Annotated in this window: 19 protein-coding genes; 4 read left to right on the plus strand and 15 right to left on the minus strand. The window is 72.0% G+C overall.

What is annotated here, in order from left to right; genetic code table 11:
* Positions 1 to 71: 71 nt before the first annotated feature.
* Complete coding sequence (locus GJR97_RS07340) at positions 72 to 941, minus strand: LLM class flavin-dependent oxidoreductase (protein ID WP_154345856.1); 870 nt, start codon at positions 939 to 941, stop codon at positions 72 to 74.
* Between the two features lie 9 nt (positions 942 to 950).
* Positions 951 to 1,598, minus strand: coding sequence for a phosphoribosyltransferase (locus GJR97_RS07345; RefSeq protein ID WP_154345857.1), 648 nt, complete (start codon positions 1,596 to 1,598; stop codon positions 951 to 953).
* A 183-nt stretch (positions 1,599 to 1,781) separates the two neighbouring features.
* Between GJR97_RS07345 and GJR97_RS07350 the strand changes: the two genes are divergently transcribed.
* Positions 1,782 to 2,771, plus strand: coding sequence for a zinc-dependent alcohol dehydrogenase family protein (locus GJR97_RS07350; RefSeq protein WP_154345858.1), 990 nt, complete (start codon positions 1,782 to 1,784; stop codon positions 2,769 to 2,771).
* A 29-nt stretch (positions 2,772 to 2,800) separates the two neighbouring features.
* Positions 2,801 to 3,862 (plus strand): 2-phospho-L-lactate transferase, encoded by a 1,062-nt coding sequence (cofD, locus tag GJR97_RS07355; protein WP_324613267.1) that lies wholly within the window; start codon positions 2,801 to 2,803, stop codon positions 3,860 to 3,862.
* 1 nt (position 3,863) lies between these two features.
* Here cofD and GJR97_RS07360 read toward each other — a convergent pair whose 3' ends face one another.
* From GJR97_RS07360 to GJR97_RS07390, 7 genes are all read right to left on the minus strand, one after another.
* Positions 3,864 to 4,337: a hypothetical protein gene (locus GJR97_RS07360; protein ID WP_154345859.1), complete on the minus strand. Its 474-nt coding sequence runs from the start codon at positions 4,335 to 4,337 to the stop codon at positions 3,864 to 3,866.
* A gap of 158 nt (positions 4,338 to 4,495) precedes the next feature.
* Positions 4,496 to 4,843: a hypothetical protein gene (locus GJR97_RS07365; RefSeq protein ID WP_129235066.1), complete on the minus strand. Its 348-nt coding sequence runs from the start codon at positions 4,841 to 4,843 to the stop codon at positions 4,496 to 4,498.
* On the minus strand, positions 4,843 to 5,685 hold the full coding sequence (locus tag GJR97_RS07370; RefSeq protein WP_154345860.1) for a DODA-type extradiol aromatic ring-opening family dioxygenase: 843 nt from the start codon (positions 5,683 to 5,685) through the stop codon (positions 4,843 to 4,845). Before GJR97_RS07370 ends, GJR97_RS07365 begins: the two co-directional genes overlap by 1 nt.
* Positions 5,686 to 5,717: 32 nt before the next feature.
* Positions 5,718 to 6,581: an amidohydrolase family protein gene (locus tag GJR97_RS07375; RefSeq protein WP_129235070.1), complete on the minus strand. Its 864-nt coding sequence runs from the start codon at positions 6,579 to 6,581 to the stop codon at positions 5,718 to 5,720.
* Positions 6,578 to 7,798, minus strand: a complete 1,221-nt coding sequence (locus tag GJR97_RS07380) for a CaiB/BaiF CoA transferase family protein (RefSeq protein ID WP_154345861.1) — start codon at positions 7,796 to 7,798, stop codon at positions 6,578 to 6,580. Before GJR97_RS07380 ends, GJR97_RS07375 begins: the two co-directional genes overlap by 4 nt.
* On the minus strand, positions 7,795 to 8,391 hold the full coding sequence (locus tag GJR97_RS07385) for an OsmC family protein (RefSeq protein ID WP_154345862.1): 597 nt from the start codon (positions 8,389 to 8,391) through the stop codon (positions 7,795 to 7,797). Before GJR97_RS07385 ends, GJR97_RS07380 begins: the two co-directional genes overlap by 4 nt.
* A complete protein-coding gene (locus GJR97_RS07390) occupies positions 8,381 to 9,388 on the minus strand; it encodes an alcohol dehydrogenase catalytic domain-containing protein (RefSeq protein WP_154345863.1) in 1,008 nt (335 codons plus the stop codon). The genes GJR97_RS07385 and GJR97_RS07390 overlap by 11 nt, the downstream gene beginning before the upstream one ends.
* Before the next feature lie 228 nt (positions 9,389 to 9,616).
* Between GJR97_RS07390 and GJR97_RS07395 the strand changes: the two genes are divergently transcribed.
* Positions 9,617 to 10,702 carry an ABC transporter substrate-binding protein gene (locus tag GJR97_RS07395; protein WP_154345864.1) on the plus strand — a complete coding sequence of 362 codons (1,086 nt, stop codon included), beginning with the start codon at positions 9,617 to 9,619 and terminating at the stop codon, positions 10,700 to 10,702.
* A gap of 142 nt (positions 10,703 to 10,844) precedes the next feature.
* On the opposite strand, the gene GJR97_RS07400 is transcribed toward GJR97_RS07395, so the two are convergent.
* Positions 10,845 to 11,471 carry a hypothetical protein gene (locus GJR97_RS07400; RefSeq protein ID WP_154345865.1) on the minus strand — a complete coding sequence of 209 codons (627 nt, stop codon included), beginning with the start codon at positions 11,469 to 11,471 and terminating at the stop codon, positions 10,845 to 10,847.
* 134 nt (positions 11,472 to 11,605) lie between these two features.
* On the opposite strand from GJR97_RS07400, the gene GJR97_RS07405 reads away from it, so the two are divergent.
* Positions 11,606 to 12,280, plus strand: coding sequence for a hypothetical protein (locus GJR97_RS07405; protein ID WP_154345866.1), 675 nt, complete (start codon positions 11,606 to 11,608; stop codon positions 12,278 to 12,280).
* A gap of 284 nt (positions 12,281 to 12,564) precedes the next feature.
* Here the strand turns inward: GJR97_RS07405 and GJR97_RS07410 are convergent, their stop codons facing one another.
* The 5 genes from GJR97_RS07410 to GJR97_RS07430 are packed head-to-tail and all read right to left on the minus strand — an operon-like array spanning position 12,565 to position 16,569.
* Positions 12,565 to 13,011 (minus strand): RidA family protein, encoded by a 447-nt coding sequence (locus GJR97_RS07410; protein ID WP_154345867.1) that lies wholly within the window; start codon positions 13,009 to 13,011, stop codon positions 12,565 to 12,567.
* Between the two features lie 8 nt (positions 13,012 to 13,019).
* Positions 13,020 to 13,859, minus strand: coding sequence for an ABC transporter permease (locus GJR97_RS07415; RefSeq protein ID WP_129234293.1), 840 nt, complete (start codon positions 13,857 to 13,859; stop codon positions 13,020 to 13,022).
* Positions 13,856 to 14,689, minus strand: a complete 834-nt coding sequence (locus GJR97_RS18170) for an ABC transporter permease (RefSeq protein WP_129234292.1) — start codon at positions 14,687 to 14,689, stop codon at positions 13,856 to 13,858. The genes GJR97_RS07415 and GJR97_RS18170 overlap by 4 nt, the downstream gene beginning before the upstream one ends.
* Positions 14,686 to 15,522, minus strand: a complete 837-nt coding sequence (locus GJR97_RS07425) for an ABC transporter ATP-binding protein (RefSeq protein ID WP_129234291.1) — start codon at positions 15,520 to 15,522, stop codon at positions 14,686 to 14,688. Before GJR97_RS07425 ends, GJR97_RS18170 begins: the two co-directional genes overlap by 4 nt.
* Positions 15,523 to 15,561: 39 nt before the next feature.
* Entirely contained in the window at positions 15,562 to 16,569 is a 1,008-nt protein-coding gene (locus GJR97_RS07430; protein WP_229276089.1) for an LLM class flavin-dependent oxidoreductase, read from the minus strand.
* Between the last annotated feature and the right edge of the window lie 2 nt (positions 16,570 to 16,571).

Here is a 16,571-nt window from a genome sequence, read left to right on the forward strand (position 1 = left end):
TGCGCGCCGAGGCCGCGAGGTCCAGAGGGCGGAGGTCCCGATCGCGGTGGATGCCGGATTCCGCGCGCGGTTCAGCCCGCCGCGGCCCGCCGTTCGGCGACGATCGCCCGGGTCTCCGGGGCGATCCGGGCCCCGAGCTCCTCGATGAGCGCCTCGTCGTCGCCGACGACGACGAACGTGTCCACGCCGTGCCGGGTCGCCAGCTCGGCGAGCGTCTCCGGGTCGGTGGTGCGAGGCCCGACGTTGAGCAGGCGACGGATGCTCCGGGGCTCGCGTCCCGCGGCGCGCGCCGCGCCGTCGATGACCTCGTGCCCCGCATCGAGGGAGTCCGCGCCGTGCTCGAGGCGCCCGAGCGACGGCAACCACCCGTCGGCAGCGCTCCCGAGGAGCCGGAGGCCCTTCGGCCGGAGCACGCCGAGCCAGATCGGCATGGGCCGCTGCACGGGGGCGGGCCCGCGCTTGGCGCCGCGGATCGGATAGTGCTCGTTGTGCAGGAACACGCCGCCCGAGGCATCCGTGTCCTGCAGTTCGCGGATGACGGTGATCGCCTCGCCCAGCGCGCCGACCTGCTCGGCGGGCGTGCGGCTCGGCGCGCCCATCGCGACCGCGGCCGGTGCGAACCCGCCCGCGCCGAGGCCGAGCACGACGCGACCGCCCGTGAGCAGGTCGAGGGATGCCGCGGCGCGGGCGAGCACGGCCGGCGGCCTGAGCAGCAGGTTGTGCACGTTCGCGGAGATGCGGATGCGACTCGTCCGTGCGCCGACCCAGCTCATGAGCGTCCAGGTGTCGAGGAACCGCGGCTGGTACGGGTGGTCCTGGAACGTGACGAACTCGAGCCCGGCCCGCTCGCTCGCGAGCGCGAGCTCGACCGTGTGCTCGGGCTCGAGGGCCGAGGGCGTGATGAACGTTCCGAACTCGATCGGGCGGCCGTAGTCGGGCATGCGGCCACGCTACGCGAGACCCGACCGACGCGCCCGGGCCGCCTCGAGGAGCGCGAGGACCTCCTCGTCGGTCGTTTGCCGGAAGTCGGCGTAGGCCTGCCCGACCGCCATGAACCAGTCCGGGACCTCGACCGCGACGAGGGCGTCGGCCGACGGCACGCGGGACGCGGCATCCTTCGGCGCCACCGGGACCGCGAGCACGACGCGACGGGCGCCGCGGGCGCGGGCCACCTCGCACGCGGCCTCGGCGGTCGCACCGGTGGCGAGGCCGTCGTCGACGACGAGCGCCGTGCGGCCCGCGAGCGGCTCGGGTTCGCGGCCGCCCCGCAGCTGCGCGACGCGGCGGTCGAGGGTCCGCTGCTCCTCGCGCTCGACATCGGCGAACCGCCGATCCGACACGCGCGCGCGCCGCACGAGGCCGTCGTCGACGACCCGCACGCCACCCTCGCCGATGGCCCCCATCGCCACCTCGGACTGCCCCGGGATGCCGAGCTTCCGGACGACGATCACGTCGAGCGGCGCGTCGAGGCCCTCGGCGACCGCGGCGGCGACCGGCACGCCCCCGCGCGGCAGCCCGAGGACCACGACGTCCTCGTCGCGGAACGCCTCGAGCCGCTCCAGCAGGGCGGCCGCCGCGTCGGCGCGGTCACGGAACATGCCTCCAGCATGCGCGCCCGTCGCCGCGGACGCGAGGCCGTTGGTCCTCGCCATCGAGCCGGTCCGGGCGGATGCCGCGGGGTGACCTTCGTCCCCGACGCGCGCCGCCGTCCGGCGCACGCTGGCAGTCGAGGCGACGGGCGACGGCCCGACCGCCGCCCGAGCCGGGAGGGGGACCGGGAGATGGATGCCTGGACGACGTACGGCGACGGACGGCTGATGCCCTCGACGCTGCCCGAACCGGAGCCCCTCGGGGACGAGCTCGTCGTCGAGGTCACCGCGTGCGGCGTCTGCCGCACCGACCTGCACGTGATCGACGGCGAGCTCGAGGCGCATCGGAGCCCGGTCGTCCCGGGGCATCAGGTCGTCGGCCGGGTGGTCGCGACCGGACCCGGCGTGCGGCGCAGTGCGGTCGGCGACCTCGTCGGGATCGCCTGGCTGCGCGGGACGTGCGGTGCGTGCCGGTGGTGCCGGTCGGGCCGGGAGAACCTCTGCCCCGACGCGCGGTTCACGGGATGGGACGCCGACGGCGGCTATGCGCGGTTCGCCACCGTGCCCGAGGCGTTCGCGTACGCGTTGCCGTCCGACGCGGACCCCGTCGCCGTCGCCCCGCTGCTCTGCGCGGGCATCATCGGCTACCGCGCGCTCCGCCGCGCGAACCTGCCGCCCGGCGGTCGACTCGGGCTCTACGGCTTCGGGTCGAGCGCGCACCTGACCGCGCGGCTCGCGATGGCAGCGGGAGCCGACGTGGTCGCGATGACCCGCGGCGAGGCGAACCGACGGCTCGCGCACGAGCTGGGCCTCGGGTTCGTGGGCGACGAGCGGGATGCTCCGCCCGAACCGCTTGACGCGGCGATCGTGTTCGCGCCGGCGGGCGACCTGGTCCCGGTCGCCCTCGAGGCGACGACGCGCGGCGGCACGGTGGTGCTCGCGGGCATCCACATGACCGACGTCCCGTCGATGACCTACGCCGACCACCTCTTCCTCGAGCGCGACCTGCGGACGGTCACCGCGAACACGCGGGCCGACGGCGACGAGTTCCTGCGGCTCGCGCTGCGACTCGGCATCGGGCCCACGGCGACGCCGTACGGGTTCGAGCGGGCGGATGCCGCGGTCGACGACCTCCGCTCCGGGCGCGCGTCGGGCTCGCTGGTGCTGGTTCGCGACGCCTGAGCCGCGCCCGCCGGCGCTAGCGTGGAACGGTGAAGATCACGGTGCTCGCGGGCGGGGTCGGTGGAGCGCGGTTCGTCCGCGGGGTTCGCGAGGAGTGCGCACGACGGTGGCCGGCGGAGGCAGGCGCCGAACCCGCCGCCGACGGCACGGCGGCGACCTCGGCCGACGTGACCGTCGTGGTGAACACCGGCGACGACCTGTGGCTCTCGGGCGTGCGCCTCATGCCCGACTTCGACTCGCTGCTCTACGCGCTCGCGGGCGTCAACGACGCCGAACGGGGCTGGGGTCGCGCGGGCGAGTCCGAGCGGGTCGCCGCGGAGCTGCGCGAATGGGGCGTCGGCTGGCCCTGGTTCACCCTCGGCGACCTCGACCTCGGCACGCACCTCGCGCGCACGTCGTGGCTGCGGGACGGGCTCACCCCCTCGCAGGTCGCCGAGCGCCTTCAGCGACGCTGGCGACTCGGCGTCCGGCTGGTCCCCGCGACCGACGCCGAGGTCGACACGCAGGTGCGCATCGACCCCGGCCACCCCGATGCCGGCGGGCGCGCCGAACTCCACTTCCAGGAGTGGTGGACGCGCTACCGCGCCTCCATCCCGGCGCTCGGCTTCGCGCAGCGCGACCTCGCCGACGCCCGGCCGGCACCCGGCGTCGAGGCCGCGATCGCCGAGGCCGACGTCGTACTCCTCGCCCCGTCGAACCCGGTCGTCTCGATCGGCACGATCCTCGCGATCCCGGGCGTCCGCGGGGCGCTCGCCGCGACGCGCGCGCCCGTCGTCGGCGTCTCCCCCATCATCGGCGGACGCGTCGTGCGCGGCATGGCCGACGCCTGCCTGTCGGCGATCGGCGTCGAGACGGATGCCGCGGCGGTCGCGCGGCACTACGGGGCCCGCACGGCGGGCGGCGTGCTCGACGCGTGGCTCGTCGACGAGGCGGATGCCGCGGCGGTGCCGGGGCTCGTCGCCGACGGGTTCGCCGCGGCATCCGCCCCGCTCTGGATGCGCGACACGGACACCTCGGCCGCGCTCGCGGGTGCGGCGCTCGACCTGGCCGTGGAGGCCGCGGCCGGCACCGCACCCGAGGGTCGCGACTGACTCAGCCGCCGCTCCGCGGCAGCGGGATCACCGGGCACTCGAAGTACCGGAGCACCCCGCCCACGGCGAGGTCGCCCGCGTCGGCCGCCGCCCACAGCTCCTCGTCGGAGTCGAGCACGCCGTCGCCGTCGAGGTCGCCGGAGGCGAGCGCCGCCGGATAGCCGTTCGGCAGCAGCACCTCGGTGACGACCCAGCGCCCGCCGCGGTACCCCGGGTCGCCCGGCGCGGCCGTCGCGACGTTGGTCTGCGTCCCCTCCGGGAAGGCGTAGATCGGCTGGAAGGATCCGGCGGGCGCGCCGGTTCCCGAGAAGTCGGTCGGCGTGCCGACCGTGCGGTACTGGGTGCCGTCGACCCAGAACGACGCCCCGCCCACGCCCGCGGCGTTCGCGGCCGGGGCCGCGGCCAGGACCCCTCCGACGGTGAGGGCGGCAGCGGCCGCCGCACCGAGCAGCTGGCGGATCCGAGTGGTGTGCATGAGGTTCCCCTTCCGTTCGACCGCCGGTTCCGACGGCCTTCCAGCAGTCAATGCCCGACCGGTCGCGGCGGCGACGGGGAAGCGGTGACGGTGCGCTTACCGTCCGCTTACGCGCGGATTACGGCGATCGCCGGGGCCGCCGTGCCCGATCGGCGGGTTCAGGGGATGTAGTCGACGAGCCCCTGCGGTGCGACGGCGGCACGGTAGCGCTCGACGAGCTCGCGCCATCCGAAGCCCTCGGTGTACTCGTGCTCGTAGACGGCCTCGGTGAAGTGCCACAGGAGGTACGGGTGCGCGCCGAGCGAGTACAGCGCCCCGAAGTCGCGCGCGGCGAACGCGGCGCGCTCGGCCTCGGTGAGCACCCGGTCGTCGGTCGGCCCGGCGGGCGTCCCGCCGCCCGCGAGCCAGCGTTCGACGAACGCGGGCGGATCGGCGACGTACTCGGCGACGGTCGCGTCGCCGAGCTCGACCGCCCGGATGAACTTGTCGACCATGTACCTGCTCATCAGTGGGTGCTCCAGAGGAAGAACGGGCTCGTGGAGAAGCGCGACTCGGGCACGTCGACGACATCGGCGGCGCGGCCGCCCATCGCCGCGAGCGCCGCGACCGCGTTCAGGAACTGCGAGGTCATGCTGCCGGCCTCCGTCAGGCGGTCGACCTCGCTGCACACTCGGATCGCGCCGTCGAGGTCGCCGTCGCGCATCCATCCGGCGGCGAGCGCGTCGAACGCGGGGTCCGGTGACCCGGCGAACGTGCGCGGGCCGCCCACGTCGTTCGCCATGTGTCCGGACGTGAGGATCCCGACCCGCGCATCCGAGTCCCACTCGTCGATCGCGCGTCGCAGGTGCTCCCCCAACGCGACGAACCGGCGCACCGACGGCACGGGCGGCATCGACGCGTTCGCATGGATGGGCACGACCGGGATGTCGAGTTCCGGCCGCACGTACTGCAGCGGGATGACGAACGCGTGGTCGAGGCGCCACTCCAGGCTCACCGAGAAGTCGATCGCGTCGGGCTGCACGCTGCGCCCCGCGATCCGATCCGCGAGCTCGCGGTGGCCGGTCAGCTCGGCGTACTCCATGCCGAACGTGCGCACCTCGTTCTCCCAGGTGCCGTGGTAGGCGTCGGCCTTCCCGATGGCGAAGGCGGGGGAGTTGTCGTAGAAGAACTGCCGGAGATGGTCGGTGCCGATGACGACGAGCACGTCGATCTCGTGCGAGACGACCGCCTCGCGGATGCGGGCGAAGTTCGCCGCGATCGGCTGCAGGTCGTCGGGCACGGGATCGGTCATGGCCCGCCAGAGGAGCGGGTTGTGCGGCGTAACCGCAGCGAGCACGAGCTCGGCCATCGGGTTCCTTTCCTCGGTCGCGGGGTCGGGTCTCAGATCCCGAACAGCCCGCGGGCGTTGTCCAGCAGGATCTTCCGCCGCGACTCGTCCTTGAAGGGCAGCTCGGCGAACTCGTCCATCCAACGATCGGCGGTCATCACGGGCCAGTCCGAGCCGAACAGGACGCGGTCGGTGATGAGCGAGTCGGCGTAGCGCACGACCTCGGGCGGCAGGTACTTCGGCGCCCAACCGGACAGGTCGAGGTAGACGTTCGACTTGTGCCACACCATCGCGAGGTTCTCGAGGTGCCACGGCCAGGCCGGGTGCGCGCTGATGATCTTCAGCTCGGGGAACTCGGCGGCCACGTCGTCGATGTAGGGCACGGGCCTGGCGTTCTCGAGCCGGTAGCCGCCACCGCCCGGAGTGCCGGCGCCAGCGCCCGGGAAGCCCGAGTGGAACATGACGACGAGCCCGAGCTCGGCGCAGGCCTCCCAGATCGGGAAGAACCGCGCATCGTTCGCGAGGAACTTCTGCCGCGACGGGTTGAGCTCGCCGACGCCCTTGATGCCGTACTCGTCGTGCATGCGCCGGATCTCGGCGATCGCCGCCTCGCCCTTCCACGGGTCGATGCCCGCGAACGCGAGGAACACGTCGGGGTGATCGGCCTGCGCGCGCCCGAGCAGGTCGTTGGGCGCTCCCTTGATGCCCGACGTGGTCTCGGAGTCCGAATTCACGATGACGGCCATCATGCGCCGCTCGCGGTACTGATCGGCCTGCTCGGCGAACGAGACCACGGGCCGCTCACGCCCGAAGTGCTTCGCCATCTGCTGGTGGCGCTTGCCCATCGCGGCGAGGAACTCCTCGGTCTGCGGGTGGGTGTGCACGTCGATGGCGACGAGGTCGTCGGGGCTGGTCATGCGCGGGTCCCTTCCGGTGCGAGGTCGTGGGCGGGGGCGACGGATGTCGCCCCGCGGGCGAGCGAATCGGCGTCGCCCGCGCCGAGCATCGGCGCCGCCCGCAGCGCGGGCCGTCCGCTGACGTGGAACACGGTGCTCGGTGCGGGAACGCGCAGCGGCGCGCCATCCGGCCCCTCGATCTCCTCGACGAGGCCCATCGAGGCGATCTGCGGGTCGTCGAACAGGTCGGCGACGGTGTTCAGCGGCCCGTGCGGGATGTCGTGCGCGGCGAGCCGGTCGAGCCAGTGCTGCCGCGGCATCCGCTCGGTGATCGCCTTGAGCTCGGCGTCGAGCTCGTCGTAGTTGCGAACGCGGGCCTCGCGCGTCGCGAAGCGCGGGTCGTGCGCCAGTTCGGGTCGTTCGAGCACGTCGAGGAGGCCCGTCCAGAACTTCTCGGGCACCGACATGTGGATGACGAACGCCTTGCCGTCGGAGCCGACGCAGGCATACGCCTGGGCGCGTCGCGGGCGCGAGTCCGGCCCGGCGACCTGCCCGGTCTCGAGGTAGGTCGACGCGGCCTCGGTGAGGAAGTCGATGAGCGAGCCGACCATCGACACCTCGACGTGCTCGCCCCCGCCGCCCGGGCGCCGCCCGCGGGCGTGGAGCGCCGCGAGGATCGCCTGCGACGCGGAGAGACCCGAGAGCAGGTCGGAGAACGCCGGGCCGAGCGGGCGGAGCGTGTCGGCCGGCACGACCTGGCTGTACATCGCGCCGACGGCCGAGATGACCGTGTCGTACGCGGGCCGCGCGGCGTAGGGCCCGTCGGGGCCGAAGCCCGTGATCGAGCAGGTGATGATGCTCGGGTTCAGCTCGCGCAGCGCGTCGGGGCCGAATCCGAGCCGGTCGGCGACGCCGGGACGGAAGTTCTCGATGAGCACGTCCGCCCCGCCCGCGAGCTCGCGCAGTGCGGCGAGCCCCTCGTCGCTCTTCAGGTCGAGCGACACCGCGCGCTTGCCGCGGTTGTACGCGGCGAACTGCGGGCTCATCGCCCCGCGACCCTCCCAGCGCCGCATGGGGTCGCCGTCCGGCGACTCGACCTTCACCACGTCGGCGCCGAGGTCGGCGAGGAGCTTGGCCGCGTAGGGCCCGGAGATGTACTGGCCGAGTTCGATGACGCGGATGCCCGCCAGCGGGCCCGCGCCGTTCACCCCGTCGCCGGTGTCGTGATCGCGATTCATCGGGCCTGCTCCTCTCGGTGCTCGTTCCTGAGGTCGTCGGGGCGGGTGTCGAGCACCGTCCAGCCGCGCTGGACGAGCACGAGGTGCAGCGGCACGGCCTTCGACACGAGCGACGTCGTCGGGCACCGCCGCGCCGCCTCGCGCAGCAGCGCAACGGCCTGCTCGGGCGGAGCGTCGTCGTCGATGCGGAGCTCGACCACGAACCAGAGCGGATGCGCCGGCGCGCCCTCGACGAGGTGCTCGCCCCGGAGGTCGAGGCACGTCCGCACCTCGGCCTCGAGCGAGCGCACCGCGACATCCGCCGCCGCCCAGGTCTTCGCCGCCCAGCCGAGCATGCAGAACGCGATCGAGCTGAGGAGGTACCGCATCGGACTCGGTGCGGAGTCGTGCCCGCCGCGCTCGGCGGACTCGTCGGATCGGAACGAGTAGTGCGTGCCGTACTGCTCGAACTCGGAGATCGACGCGACGTCGCCCTCGAGTCGCGCGGCGACCCAGGGGCGCATGCGGGCGGATGCCGCGTCGGCGCGGGTGCGCTCGGAGATGCGCTGCAGCGAGGCGCGCAGTCGCGGTCGGTCGATGAGGTCAGCGGACATCGAGGATCACCTTGCCGGGGGTCGTGGTCGGGAACTCGCGGTACGCGCGCCGGACGTCGTCGAGTGGGTACCGGGCCCCGATGCGCGGTCGGACGGCCCCGGCGCGCACGAGGTCGAGCGCGCGGCGCACCTGGTCGAGGTCGGCGCTCGCGACGCCTGCGAGGCGCTTGCGGGCGAGGTAGAACTCGCGCGCGTCGATCGAGAGACGCGTGTCGACGGATGCCGCGCAGAAGGCCGCGCGACCGCCCCACCCGAGCGCGGCGATCGCCTGGCCGAGGAGCGCGGCACTGCCGCTCACGTCGACGACCGCGTCGAAGCCGTCGGCGGGAGCCAGCGCTCCGGTCAGGTCGGCGTCGGGTCCGGTGACGAGCACCCGCACCCCGTCGGGCGCGTCGTCGAGCGGATGCCGCGTGGCCGCGGTGACCTCGGCGCCGAGGTGTACGGCGTACTCGAGGGCGGCCCGGCCCAACACGCCGCCCGCGCCCGTGACCAGGAGGCGATCACCGGCGCGGACGGCGGCGGCGTCGAACGCGTTGACGACGATGGGGAGGCTGTGCACGGTCGCCGTGGCGACCTCGGCGGGGAGCCCCGTGCGGTCGAATGCGACCTCGGCCGGGACGGTGACGAACTCGGCCGCGCCGCCGTCGCGATGCACGCCGACCACGCGCTGGGCCGGGCAGGTCGACTCGCGGCCCTCGGCGCAGGCGTCGCAGCGACCGCAGGGGATGTTCGGCTTGACGACCACCGCTTCCCCCACGCGGTCGCCCGCCACGCCGTCGCCGACGGCGACGATCACGCCGGCGGGGTCGATCCCGAGCACGCGCGGGAGCGTGGCGGCTGCGCCGGGCCCGTGGCCCGCGATGACGTTGAGGTCGAGCTGGTTCACGCCGACGGACTCGACCCGGATGAGCACCTCGCCCGCGCCAGGCTCGGGCACGTCGACTCGCGCGACGTCGAGTCCGTCGAGGCCATGGGCCTGGAGGAGGGCTGCACGCACGGTTCGCCTCGTTTCCGGTCGGTCGCGGCATCCGCGCCGCTTTGGATACCGTATCCAAAAATGGCCGAGTTCGTCCAGACCGATGTCGCTCCCATCGTCCTCCGAAGACGAACGTCAGGAAACCGTGGACAGCAGCGCGCGTTTTGGATACGGTATCCACCAATTCGCGAGAGGCTCCGCTCTCCGCGGGACGCCGACCGCGAGTCAACCCGCCAAGAATGGAGAGTCATGCGCAGATCCATCCCTCGCTCCGGCCTCGCAGCGGCCGCCGGCATCGCAGTGTTCGCACTGCTCACCGGCTGTGCCGCGGGCGCGCCCGCAGCAGACAACGACACCGAACCGGTCGAACTCGCCGACGGCGAGCCCGGCGCGGCCGAGGACACCGACATCACGGTGGCCATCCCCTTCCCCGACATCACCATGTACTCGATGTACGTGCTCGCCACCGACCTCGGCTACTACGAGGAGGAGGGACTCGAGGTCGAGGTGATCACCGCCGACAACGTCACCGCGGCCGTGGCATCCGGCAGCGCCGACATCGGCGTGGAATCGACCGGAACCGTCATCGAGGCCGTGCGCGGCGGCGTCGAGGTCGACCTCGTCTCGGGCCACTACTGCCGGCAGAACTTCGACTTCGCGGTGCAGCCCGACATCGACTCGGCCGAGGACCTCGAGGGCACCTCGATCGTGCTCGCCGGCACCCCAGGCGACCCCGCCGAGTTCCAACGGGCCCGCGTGCTCGCAGAGGAGGGCTGGGACCTCGAGGGCGTGAACGTCGAGGTCGTCTACCCCGGACCCGGCTCGGAGTCGTGGACGGAGTTCTTCGTGAACGACCGGATCACCCTCCAGCCGTTCTACGGCGACGACCGTCCGGCGCTCGAGGAGGCCGGTGCGGAGTTCCCCGTGGAGGCGCTGCGCAACTGGGCGAACGACCTGATGGTCGCCGGCAGCGGCTACGTCGAGGAGAACCCGAACACGCTCGTGCGGTTCCTGCGGGCGACGCTGAAGGCGGTCGACTTCGTCACCGCCCCGGCGCCCGGTGAGTTCCCCGAGAACGTCGACGAGGTGCTCGACATCTACGAGGCGAACGACTTCGACGTCGAGGCGCTCCGCGGCTCCGACAGTCCCTGGGTCCTCGACGGTCACCTGGCATGCCAGAACCTGTACTTCGACGCCGAGGCCTGGGACACGACCGTCGAGACGCAGAGCCTCGAACCGATCGAGTTCGACGAGTCCCAGCTCGTCTACCTCGAGAAGGCGCAGGAACTCCTCGGGCTCGACAACGCCGGCCCGGAGACGCTCCCCTACCCCTGACCCCGACACCTCACGATGCCCACGCGGCATCACGACGGGCCCCGCCGCAGCGCATGACGGCGGGGCCCGTCGCGTGTCCCGTGCCCCGTGGTGCGTGCGACGATCCCTCAGTGCGAGCGGAACCTGGAAGGGTCGTGCATGGTCACCCGGGGGCGGAATCGCTCATCATGACCGGGATCCCGCATCGTCGGAGGCGTGCCTCGATCGCACGGCGCAATTCAGTTCGATCGAGCGCCCCGCCGGTCGACCACGCGGGCGCGAACGGACCGCCGGCTCGCGCCGATATCGAGAGCTCGAAGCAGCGGTCGTGGGCGAAAAGCACCACGCCGACCGCGTTGCCGAACCGCCTGAGCGCGACCGCGTCGATCTCCTTCGCACGCCACCTGCCGAGCAGCGATCCGCGGCGATCGAACGCCACGATGCATTCCTCCGTGACGAACAGGTACGTCCCGGCGAACGGCGTTGCACCCATGACGAACAGATCGCCGCCGTTCTCGGCCGCGATGATCCGCAGTCGTCCATGCAGGTTGGGGAGGAGCGCGAGCACGGCTCCCGCCACCAGACCGACGCTCAGCATGAGAAGGCCCGGAGCGGGTGTGCCGACGATGAGGAGGACTTCGCCGTCGGACAGCGCGAACCAGAGGGAGACGGCCATCGCGACGATGAACAACGCGGCCCAGAACACCCCGATGCAGTAGCGCCAACCCAGACCGGTTCTCGCGAACGGGCGATCCGGGTCGATCCGATATCGGGAATCTGCGCTGACCATCTCGCAGGATCCAGCGACCATGGCGGAGACGGCGTCAACGCTCACCATCTCTCACCGGCTCCGCGGGGATATGCCACCACTGGACCCTACTTCGAGACCAGCCCCACCTGCGCCGTCGCACTTCGGTCATCCGCGTGCCGAACGCGGCAGCCCAGCCCTACGCCGATCCTCTTGCGCAACGTCATGGGCTGGCTGCCTTGGGCCCTTGCGTAGCAACGGCGTCGACAACGCTTGTCCGCCTGCATCTCGTCTCGCGCGTTCCGCAGGAGCTGCTCGACTCGCTCGCGGGGCAACCGCAACTGCAGCAGGTGCACGTGAAGTGGGGCCCGTACCGTGACGTGACCGCCCTCGGCCGCCACGATCAACTCCGCGCGCTGGGGCTCGGCGGGGCGACGAGCCTGGTCAGCTTGGCACCGCTCACCGCCCTGGAGAACCTGACTGATCTGAGCGTCGAGGCCGCACACCGACTCGACGATCCGACCTCGCTCGGCGCGTTCACGCGACTCGCCGCGCTCGAGTTCGGCAACGGACACCCCGGATCAGACACGAGCGTCACCCTGCCCGACCTCGGATGGGTCAGATCCCTCACCCGCCTTCGGACACTGGCACTGCCCGGCATCCGCCTGCTCGACGCCGATCTCTCACCCCTCCTCGACCTGCCCGAGCTCGAACACCTCCGACTGCCGCTGCGGCGGCAATACCGAAAGCAGGTGTTCGACCTCGCCGACAGCAGCGACGTCTTCGCCGACATCGCAGCGCAATACGAAGCCCTCGACAGCTGGCGCGCCAGTCTGCCAAACGCCCGGTAGCCGGTCGCTCAGAGCGGCCCCGCCTGCTGCCACGCTGCCGCGCCGCAGCGAGACCAGGTGGGACCGACCGTGAGCGCGGATCGGCGGCGGCGGTCGTCGTCAGTTTCGGTGGGTCCAACGGGATTCACACCCGCCGATGGTGACGTCGTTCCCACCCGGCAGCGGAGCCCGGAAGCCGGTCCCAGAGACGAGAGCCGAGCGGTGACGGGCGAACGCCGGCAGCCGGCCCCCGTCATCGCGCATGAGACGAGGGCCGGCAGTCTTGGGGGCGGGCGGATGCCGCGTCAGCCGCCCGACGCGCGGGCGGGCGCAACGACCGCCGCCGCGGCATCCGCCCGCGACGGCACCGCCGCGATCGCCTCGATCTCGAAGCGGTACTCGGGGCCGGCGAAGCCGGCGACCTGCACGAGCGTCGACACCGGGAAGTCGTGCGTGAAGTACCGCGCGCGGATCTCGCGCACGTCGTCGCGGACGAGGCGGAAGTCGTCGCGGACGAACACGTTCACCTTGACGACATCGGATGGCGTCGCGCCCGCGGCATCCAGCACCGCGGCCAGGTTGGCGAACGCGAGCTCGACCTGCTCGCGGGCGGCGGCGGGCATCGTGCCATCCGGTCGCATGCCGATGATCCCGCTCACGAAGACGAGGTCGCCGCCCGAGACGCGGATGGCCTGGCTGAAGTCGGCCGTCGGCGGGTAGACCCCGACGGGCTCCACGATCTGCTTCTCCATACGTGCTCCTACGACGCCCCGACGATCTTGCGATCGTCGTACCAGGGGGCGAGTCGGCGCCGCAGCGCCGAGATCAGCCACAGCGTGAGGTTGGCGATGATGACCATGACGATCACCATCGCGATCGCCTCGGCCATCATGAACTGGTACGCCGCGAACTCGAGCAGGTGCCCGAGACCGCCCGTGCCGCCCAGGAACTCGCCGAGCACCTCGCCCGTGAAGCCGAGCGCGGCACCGCGCTGGATGCCCGACAGGCTGTACGGCAGCGTCGCCGGGAAGATCACCTTCCAGCCCAGGTACACGCCGTTCACGCCGAAGACCCGGCCGGCGTTGACGAGCGACGGGCTCACCGTGACGGCGCCCTCCATCGTGTTGAGGATGATCGGGAACACCGCGAGCAGGAACACCAGCGCGATCTTCGACTCGTTGCCGAGCCCGAGGACGAGGATGAACAGCGGCGCGAGTGCCACCTTCGGCGTCGAGTACAGCAGCCACAGGAACGGCGCGACCGTGAACCGGAGCACCGGCGACCAGCCGACCGCGAGGCCGACCACCACGCCGACCACGATCGCCATCGCGAGGCCGATCAGCACGTTGGTCATGCTGTAGGCGAACGCCGCCCAGAACTCGGGCTCGCCGAGCAGGCGCACGAACGCGACGATGATCTCCGACGGCGGTGGCAGGAACGCGGCGGGCACCAGCTGGAACCAGCTGACCGCCGCCTCCCAGACGAGCACGATGCCGGCCACCACTGCGAACAGCAGCAGGCCCCACTTGGCCTCGCCCGTGCGCACCACGCGCCGCGGACGGACGATCCGGTTGGTCCCGGTCGCTGACGTGACGCTCATCGTCGGCCCTTCCTCGTCCACGGTGCGACCCAGCGTTCGATGAGGGTCACCACCTGGGTCATGCCGACGCTCCACACCACGACGACTGCGATCGCCGCGAACGCCTGGTCGGTCTGGTACGTGTTGGCGGCGCGGATGATGAGCGCCCCCATGCCCGACGACGACCCGGCCAGCTCGGCGACGACCATGCCGATCGTCGCCAGCACGACCGCCTGCCGGAGCCCCGCGAACAGGAACGGCACGGTCGACGGCAGGAACACCGAACGGTACAGCTGCAACCGGTTCGCTCCGTAGACGCGGCCGGCGTTGATGATCGACTGGTTCGTCGTGCGCATGCCCGCGGCGATGTTGAGCAGGATCGGGAACAGCGCGCTGATCGTCACGAGGAAGATCACCGGGCCGATGCCGAACCCGAACCACGCCTTCGCGAGCGGCTGGTACGCGATCGTCGGGGTCGCGTAGATCGTCCACGCGATCGGGCCGACGATCCGGTCGACCGGGAGCACCGACCCCATCAGCAGGCCCACGGGGATGCCGATGACGACCGCGATCGCGAAGCCCGTGAGCCACGCCTGGATCGACACCGTCAGGTTCGCGGCGAGCGCGCCGCTCTGGACGAGCTCGACGAAGCCCTGCGCGACGGCCGACGGCGGCGGGAAGAACACCGGGTTGATCCAGCCGAACACGCCGACGACGAGTTCCCACACGACGAGCATCACGACGACCTCGCCCGCCAGGACGAGCGCCTTGCCGCGCCCGCTGAGCCCGGCGAGCCACGCCGCGATGCCGCCCCGTCCGAGGTTCGGCCCCGAGGCGAGGAACGTGCTCACTTCGACACCGCCGCTGCGGCCGCCTCACCCTGCAGGGCGTCCCAGAGGTGATCGCGGAGCTCGAGGAAGCGCGGGTCGCTCTGGATGCTGCGCTCGGAGCGCGGGCGATCGAGTCCGGTCTCGATGACCTCCTTGATCGCACCCGGGTGGCTCTTGAACACCACGATCCGGTCGCCGAGCAGGATCGCCTCCTCGATGGAGTGCGTGATGAACAGGACCGTCTTCCCCGTGGCCGCGATCAGCTTCTCGATCTCGGCCCGCATGACCTCGCGCGTCAGCGCGTCGACCGCGCCGAGCGGCTCGTCCATGAGCAGGATCCGCGGCTGCGCCACGATCGCGCGGGCGAGTCCCACGCGCTGCTGCATGCCGCCGGAGAGCTCGCGCGGGTAGGAGTGCTCGAACCCGCTGAGGCCGACGAGCTCGATCGCCTCCTGCACGCGGTCGCGCCATCCGCCGCCCCGCAGGCTCTTCTGCATCTCGAGCCCGAACTTCACGTTGTCGAAGACCGTGCGCCACGGCAGCAGCGCGTAGTCCTGGAACACGACCGCCCGGTCGGGGCCGGGGCCCGTGACCGGTTCCCCGGCCACGAGCACCTGCCCCGCGGTGGGCTTCACGAGCCCCGCGATCACGTTCATGAAGGTCGTCTTGCCGCAGCCCGACGGGCCGAGCACGGTCACGAACTCGCCCTCGCGCACGTCGAGGTCGACGCCCTCGATCGCGATGAGCTTCGATCCGGTGCGTGCCACGTCGTAGCTCACCGTCAGGTCGCGCACCGATATCAGCGGGGCAGCGGATGCCTCGCCTCCGGCCGGCTCGATGGTCGTCGTCGTCATCGCAATACCCTCTTCCACGCTCACGGGAGCTCCCATCGCCTACGTCAGGGCCGGCTCGGCCGCGTGCTCGCGCATCTTCGGCAGCACCTCCGTGCCGAGCAGCTCGATCTGCTCGAAGAAGCGGTCGAACTTGAACCGGAAGTCGAAGACGACGTGCTCGGTGCCGATCGCCTCGAACTTCCTGAGCTCCTCGACGGCCTCGTCGGGGTTGCCGACGATGAGCTGGCCCGACAGGTCCTCGACGGTCTCGAACGTACCCGAGGGCGGGCGGACTGCGAACTTCGCCTTGTTCGCCCAGGCCAGCAGGCCCGGGATGTTCACGTGCTTCAGCGCCTCCTCGCGGGTCTCCTCGATGGAGGTCGGCGGAATGACGGCGACGGTCGGCAGCGGGCGGCCCGAGGCATCCGTCATGTCGCGCATCGTCGCGATGCGCTTCTCCATCGTCGCCAGCGAGATGCGGCCGGGCATCCAACCGTCGGCGTACTCCGCCGCGAGGCGCGCCGACCGCGGCGTCGCACCGCAGTACCAGAACGGCACGCGTCCGCCGACGGGCTTGGGCTCGATCGTGACGTTCTCGAACGAGAAGATCCCGTCGTCGTAGGTCACGTCGTTCTCGGTGAAGACGCGCTTCAGGATCTCGGCGTTCGAGCGCACGGCCTCGACCCGGTCGAGGTCGCCCCATCCGATCGCCTCGAACTCGTGGTCGAACGTTCCGGCGCCGAAGCCGAGGATCAGCCGCGGTCCGACGAGCTGCGTGATCGTGCCGGCCATGAGCGCCGTGACGAGCGGATGCCGGAACGGGATGAGCGAGCCCGTGCCGAGCTCGATCCGATCGGTGACGGCGCCGATCGCGGTGAGGGTCGTGAGCGCGTCGTAGAAGGTGCGGTTGGGCTTCTCCATCTCACCGTGCGGCTCGAAGACGAGGTGGTCGCGCACCCACACCGAGTCGAAGCCCATCCGCTCGGCGAGCTTGGAGCCCTCGAGCAGCTTCTCGCGGCTCGCCTCCTCGCCGAAGTGGGGCAGCAGCAGTCCGAACTTCATCGCCATGG

The organism is Agromyces kandeliae, from assembly GCF_009674665.1.
In the GTDB taxonomy this organism is placed as follows: Bacteria; Actinomycetota; Actinomycetes; order Actinomycetales; family Microbacteriaceae; genus Agromyces; species Agromyces kandeliae.

Bases quoted from the DNA above. Each gene is read 5' to 3' on its own strand.
- GJR97_RS07380 (WP_154345861.1), bottom strand. From the start codon at position 7,798: ATGAATCGCGATCACGACACCGGCGACGGGGTGAACGGCGCGGGCCCG.
- GJR97_RS07370 (WP_154345860.1), bottom strand. From the start codon at position 5,685: ATGGCCGAGCTCGTGCTCGCTGCGGTTACGCCGCACAACCCGCTCCTC.
- GJR97_RS07400 (WP_154345865.1), bottom strand. From the start codon at position 11,471: ATGGTCAGCGCAGATTCCCGATATCGGATCGACCCGGATCGCCCGTTC.
- GJR97_RS07375 (WP_129235070.1), bottom strand. From the start codon at position 6,581: ATGACCAGCCCCGACGACCTCGTCGCCATCGACGTGCACACCCACCCG.
- GJR97_RS07410 (WP_154345867.1), bottom strand. From the start codon at position 13,011: ATGGAGAAGCAGATCGTGGAGCCCGTCGGGGTCTACCCGCCGACGGCC.
- GJR97_RS07340 (WP_154345856.1), bottom strand. From the start codon at position 941: ATGCCCGACTACGGCCGCCCGATCGAGTTCGGAACGTTCATCACGCCC.
- GJR97_RS07415 (WP_129234293.1), bottom strand. From the start codon at position 13,859: ATGAGCGTCACGTCAGCGACCGGGACCAACCGGATCGTCCGTCCGCGG.
- GJR97_RS07360 (WP_154345859.1), bottom strand. From the start codon at position 4,337: ATGCACACCACTCGGATCCGCCAGCTGCTCGGTGCGGCGGCCGCTGCC.
- GJR97_RS07395 (WP_154345864.1), top strand. From the start codon at position 9,617: ATGCGCAGATCCATCCCTCGCTCCGGCCTCGCAGCGGCCGCCGGCATC.
- GJR97_RS07425 (WP_129234291.1), bottom strand. From the start codon at position 15,522: ATGACGACGACGACCATCGAGCCGGCCGGAGGCGAGGCATCCGCTGCC.
- GJR97_RS07345 (WP_154345857.1), bottom strand. From the start codon at position 1,598: ATGTTCCGTGACCGCGCCGACGCGGCGGCCGCCCTGCTGGAGCGGCTC.
- GJR97_RS07350 (WP_154345858.1), top strand. From the start codon at position 1,782: ATGGATGCCTGGACGACGTACGGCGACGGACGGCTGATGCCCTCGACG.
- GJR97_RS07430 (WP_229276089.1), bottom strand. From the start codon at position 16,569: ATGGCGATGAAGTTCGGACTGCTGCTGCCCCACTTCGGCGAGGAGGCG.
- GJR97_RS07365 (WP_129235066.1), bottom strand. From the start codon at position 4,843: ATGAGCAGGTACATGGTCGACAAGTTCATCCGGGCGGTCGAGCTCGGC.
- GJR97_RS07385 (WP_154345862.1), bottom strand. From the start codon at position 8,391: ATGTCCGCTGACCTCATCGACCGACCGCGACTGCGCGCCTCGCTGCAG.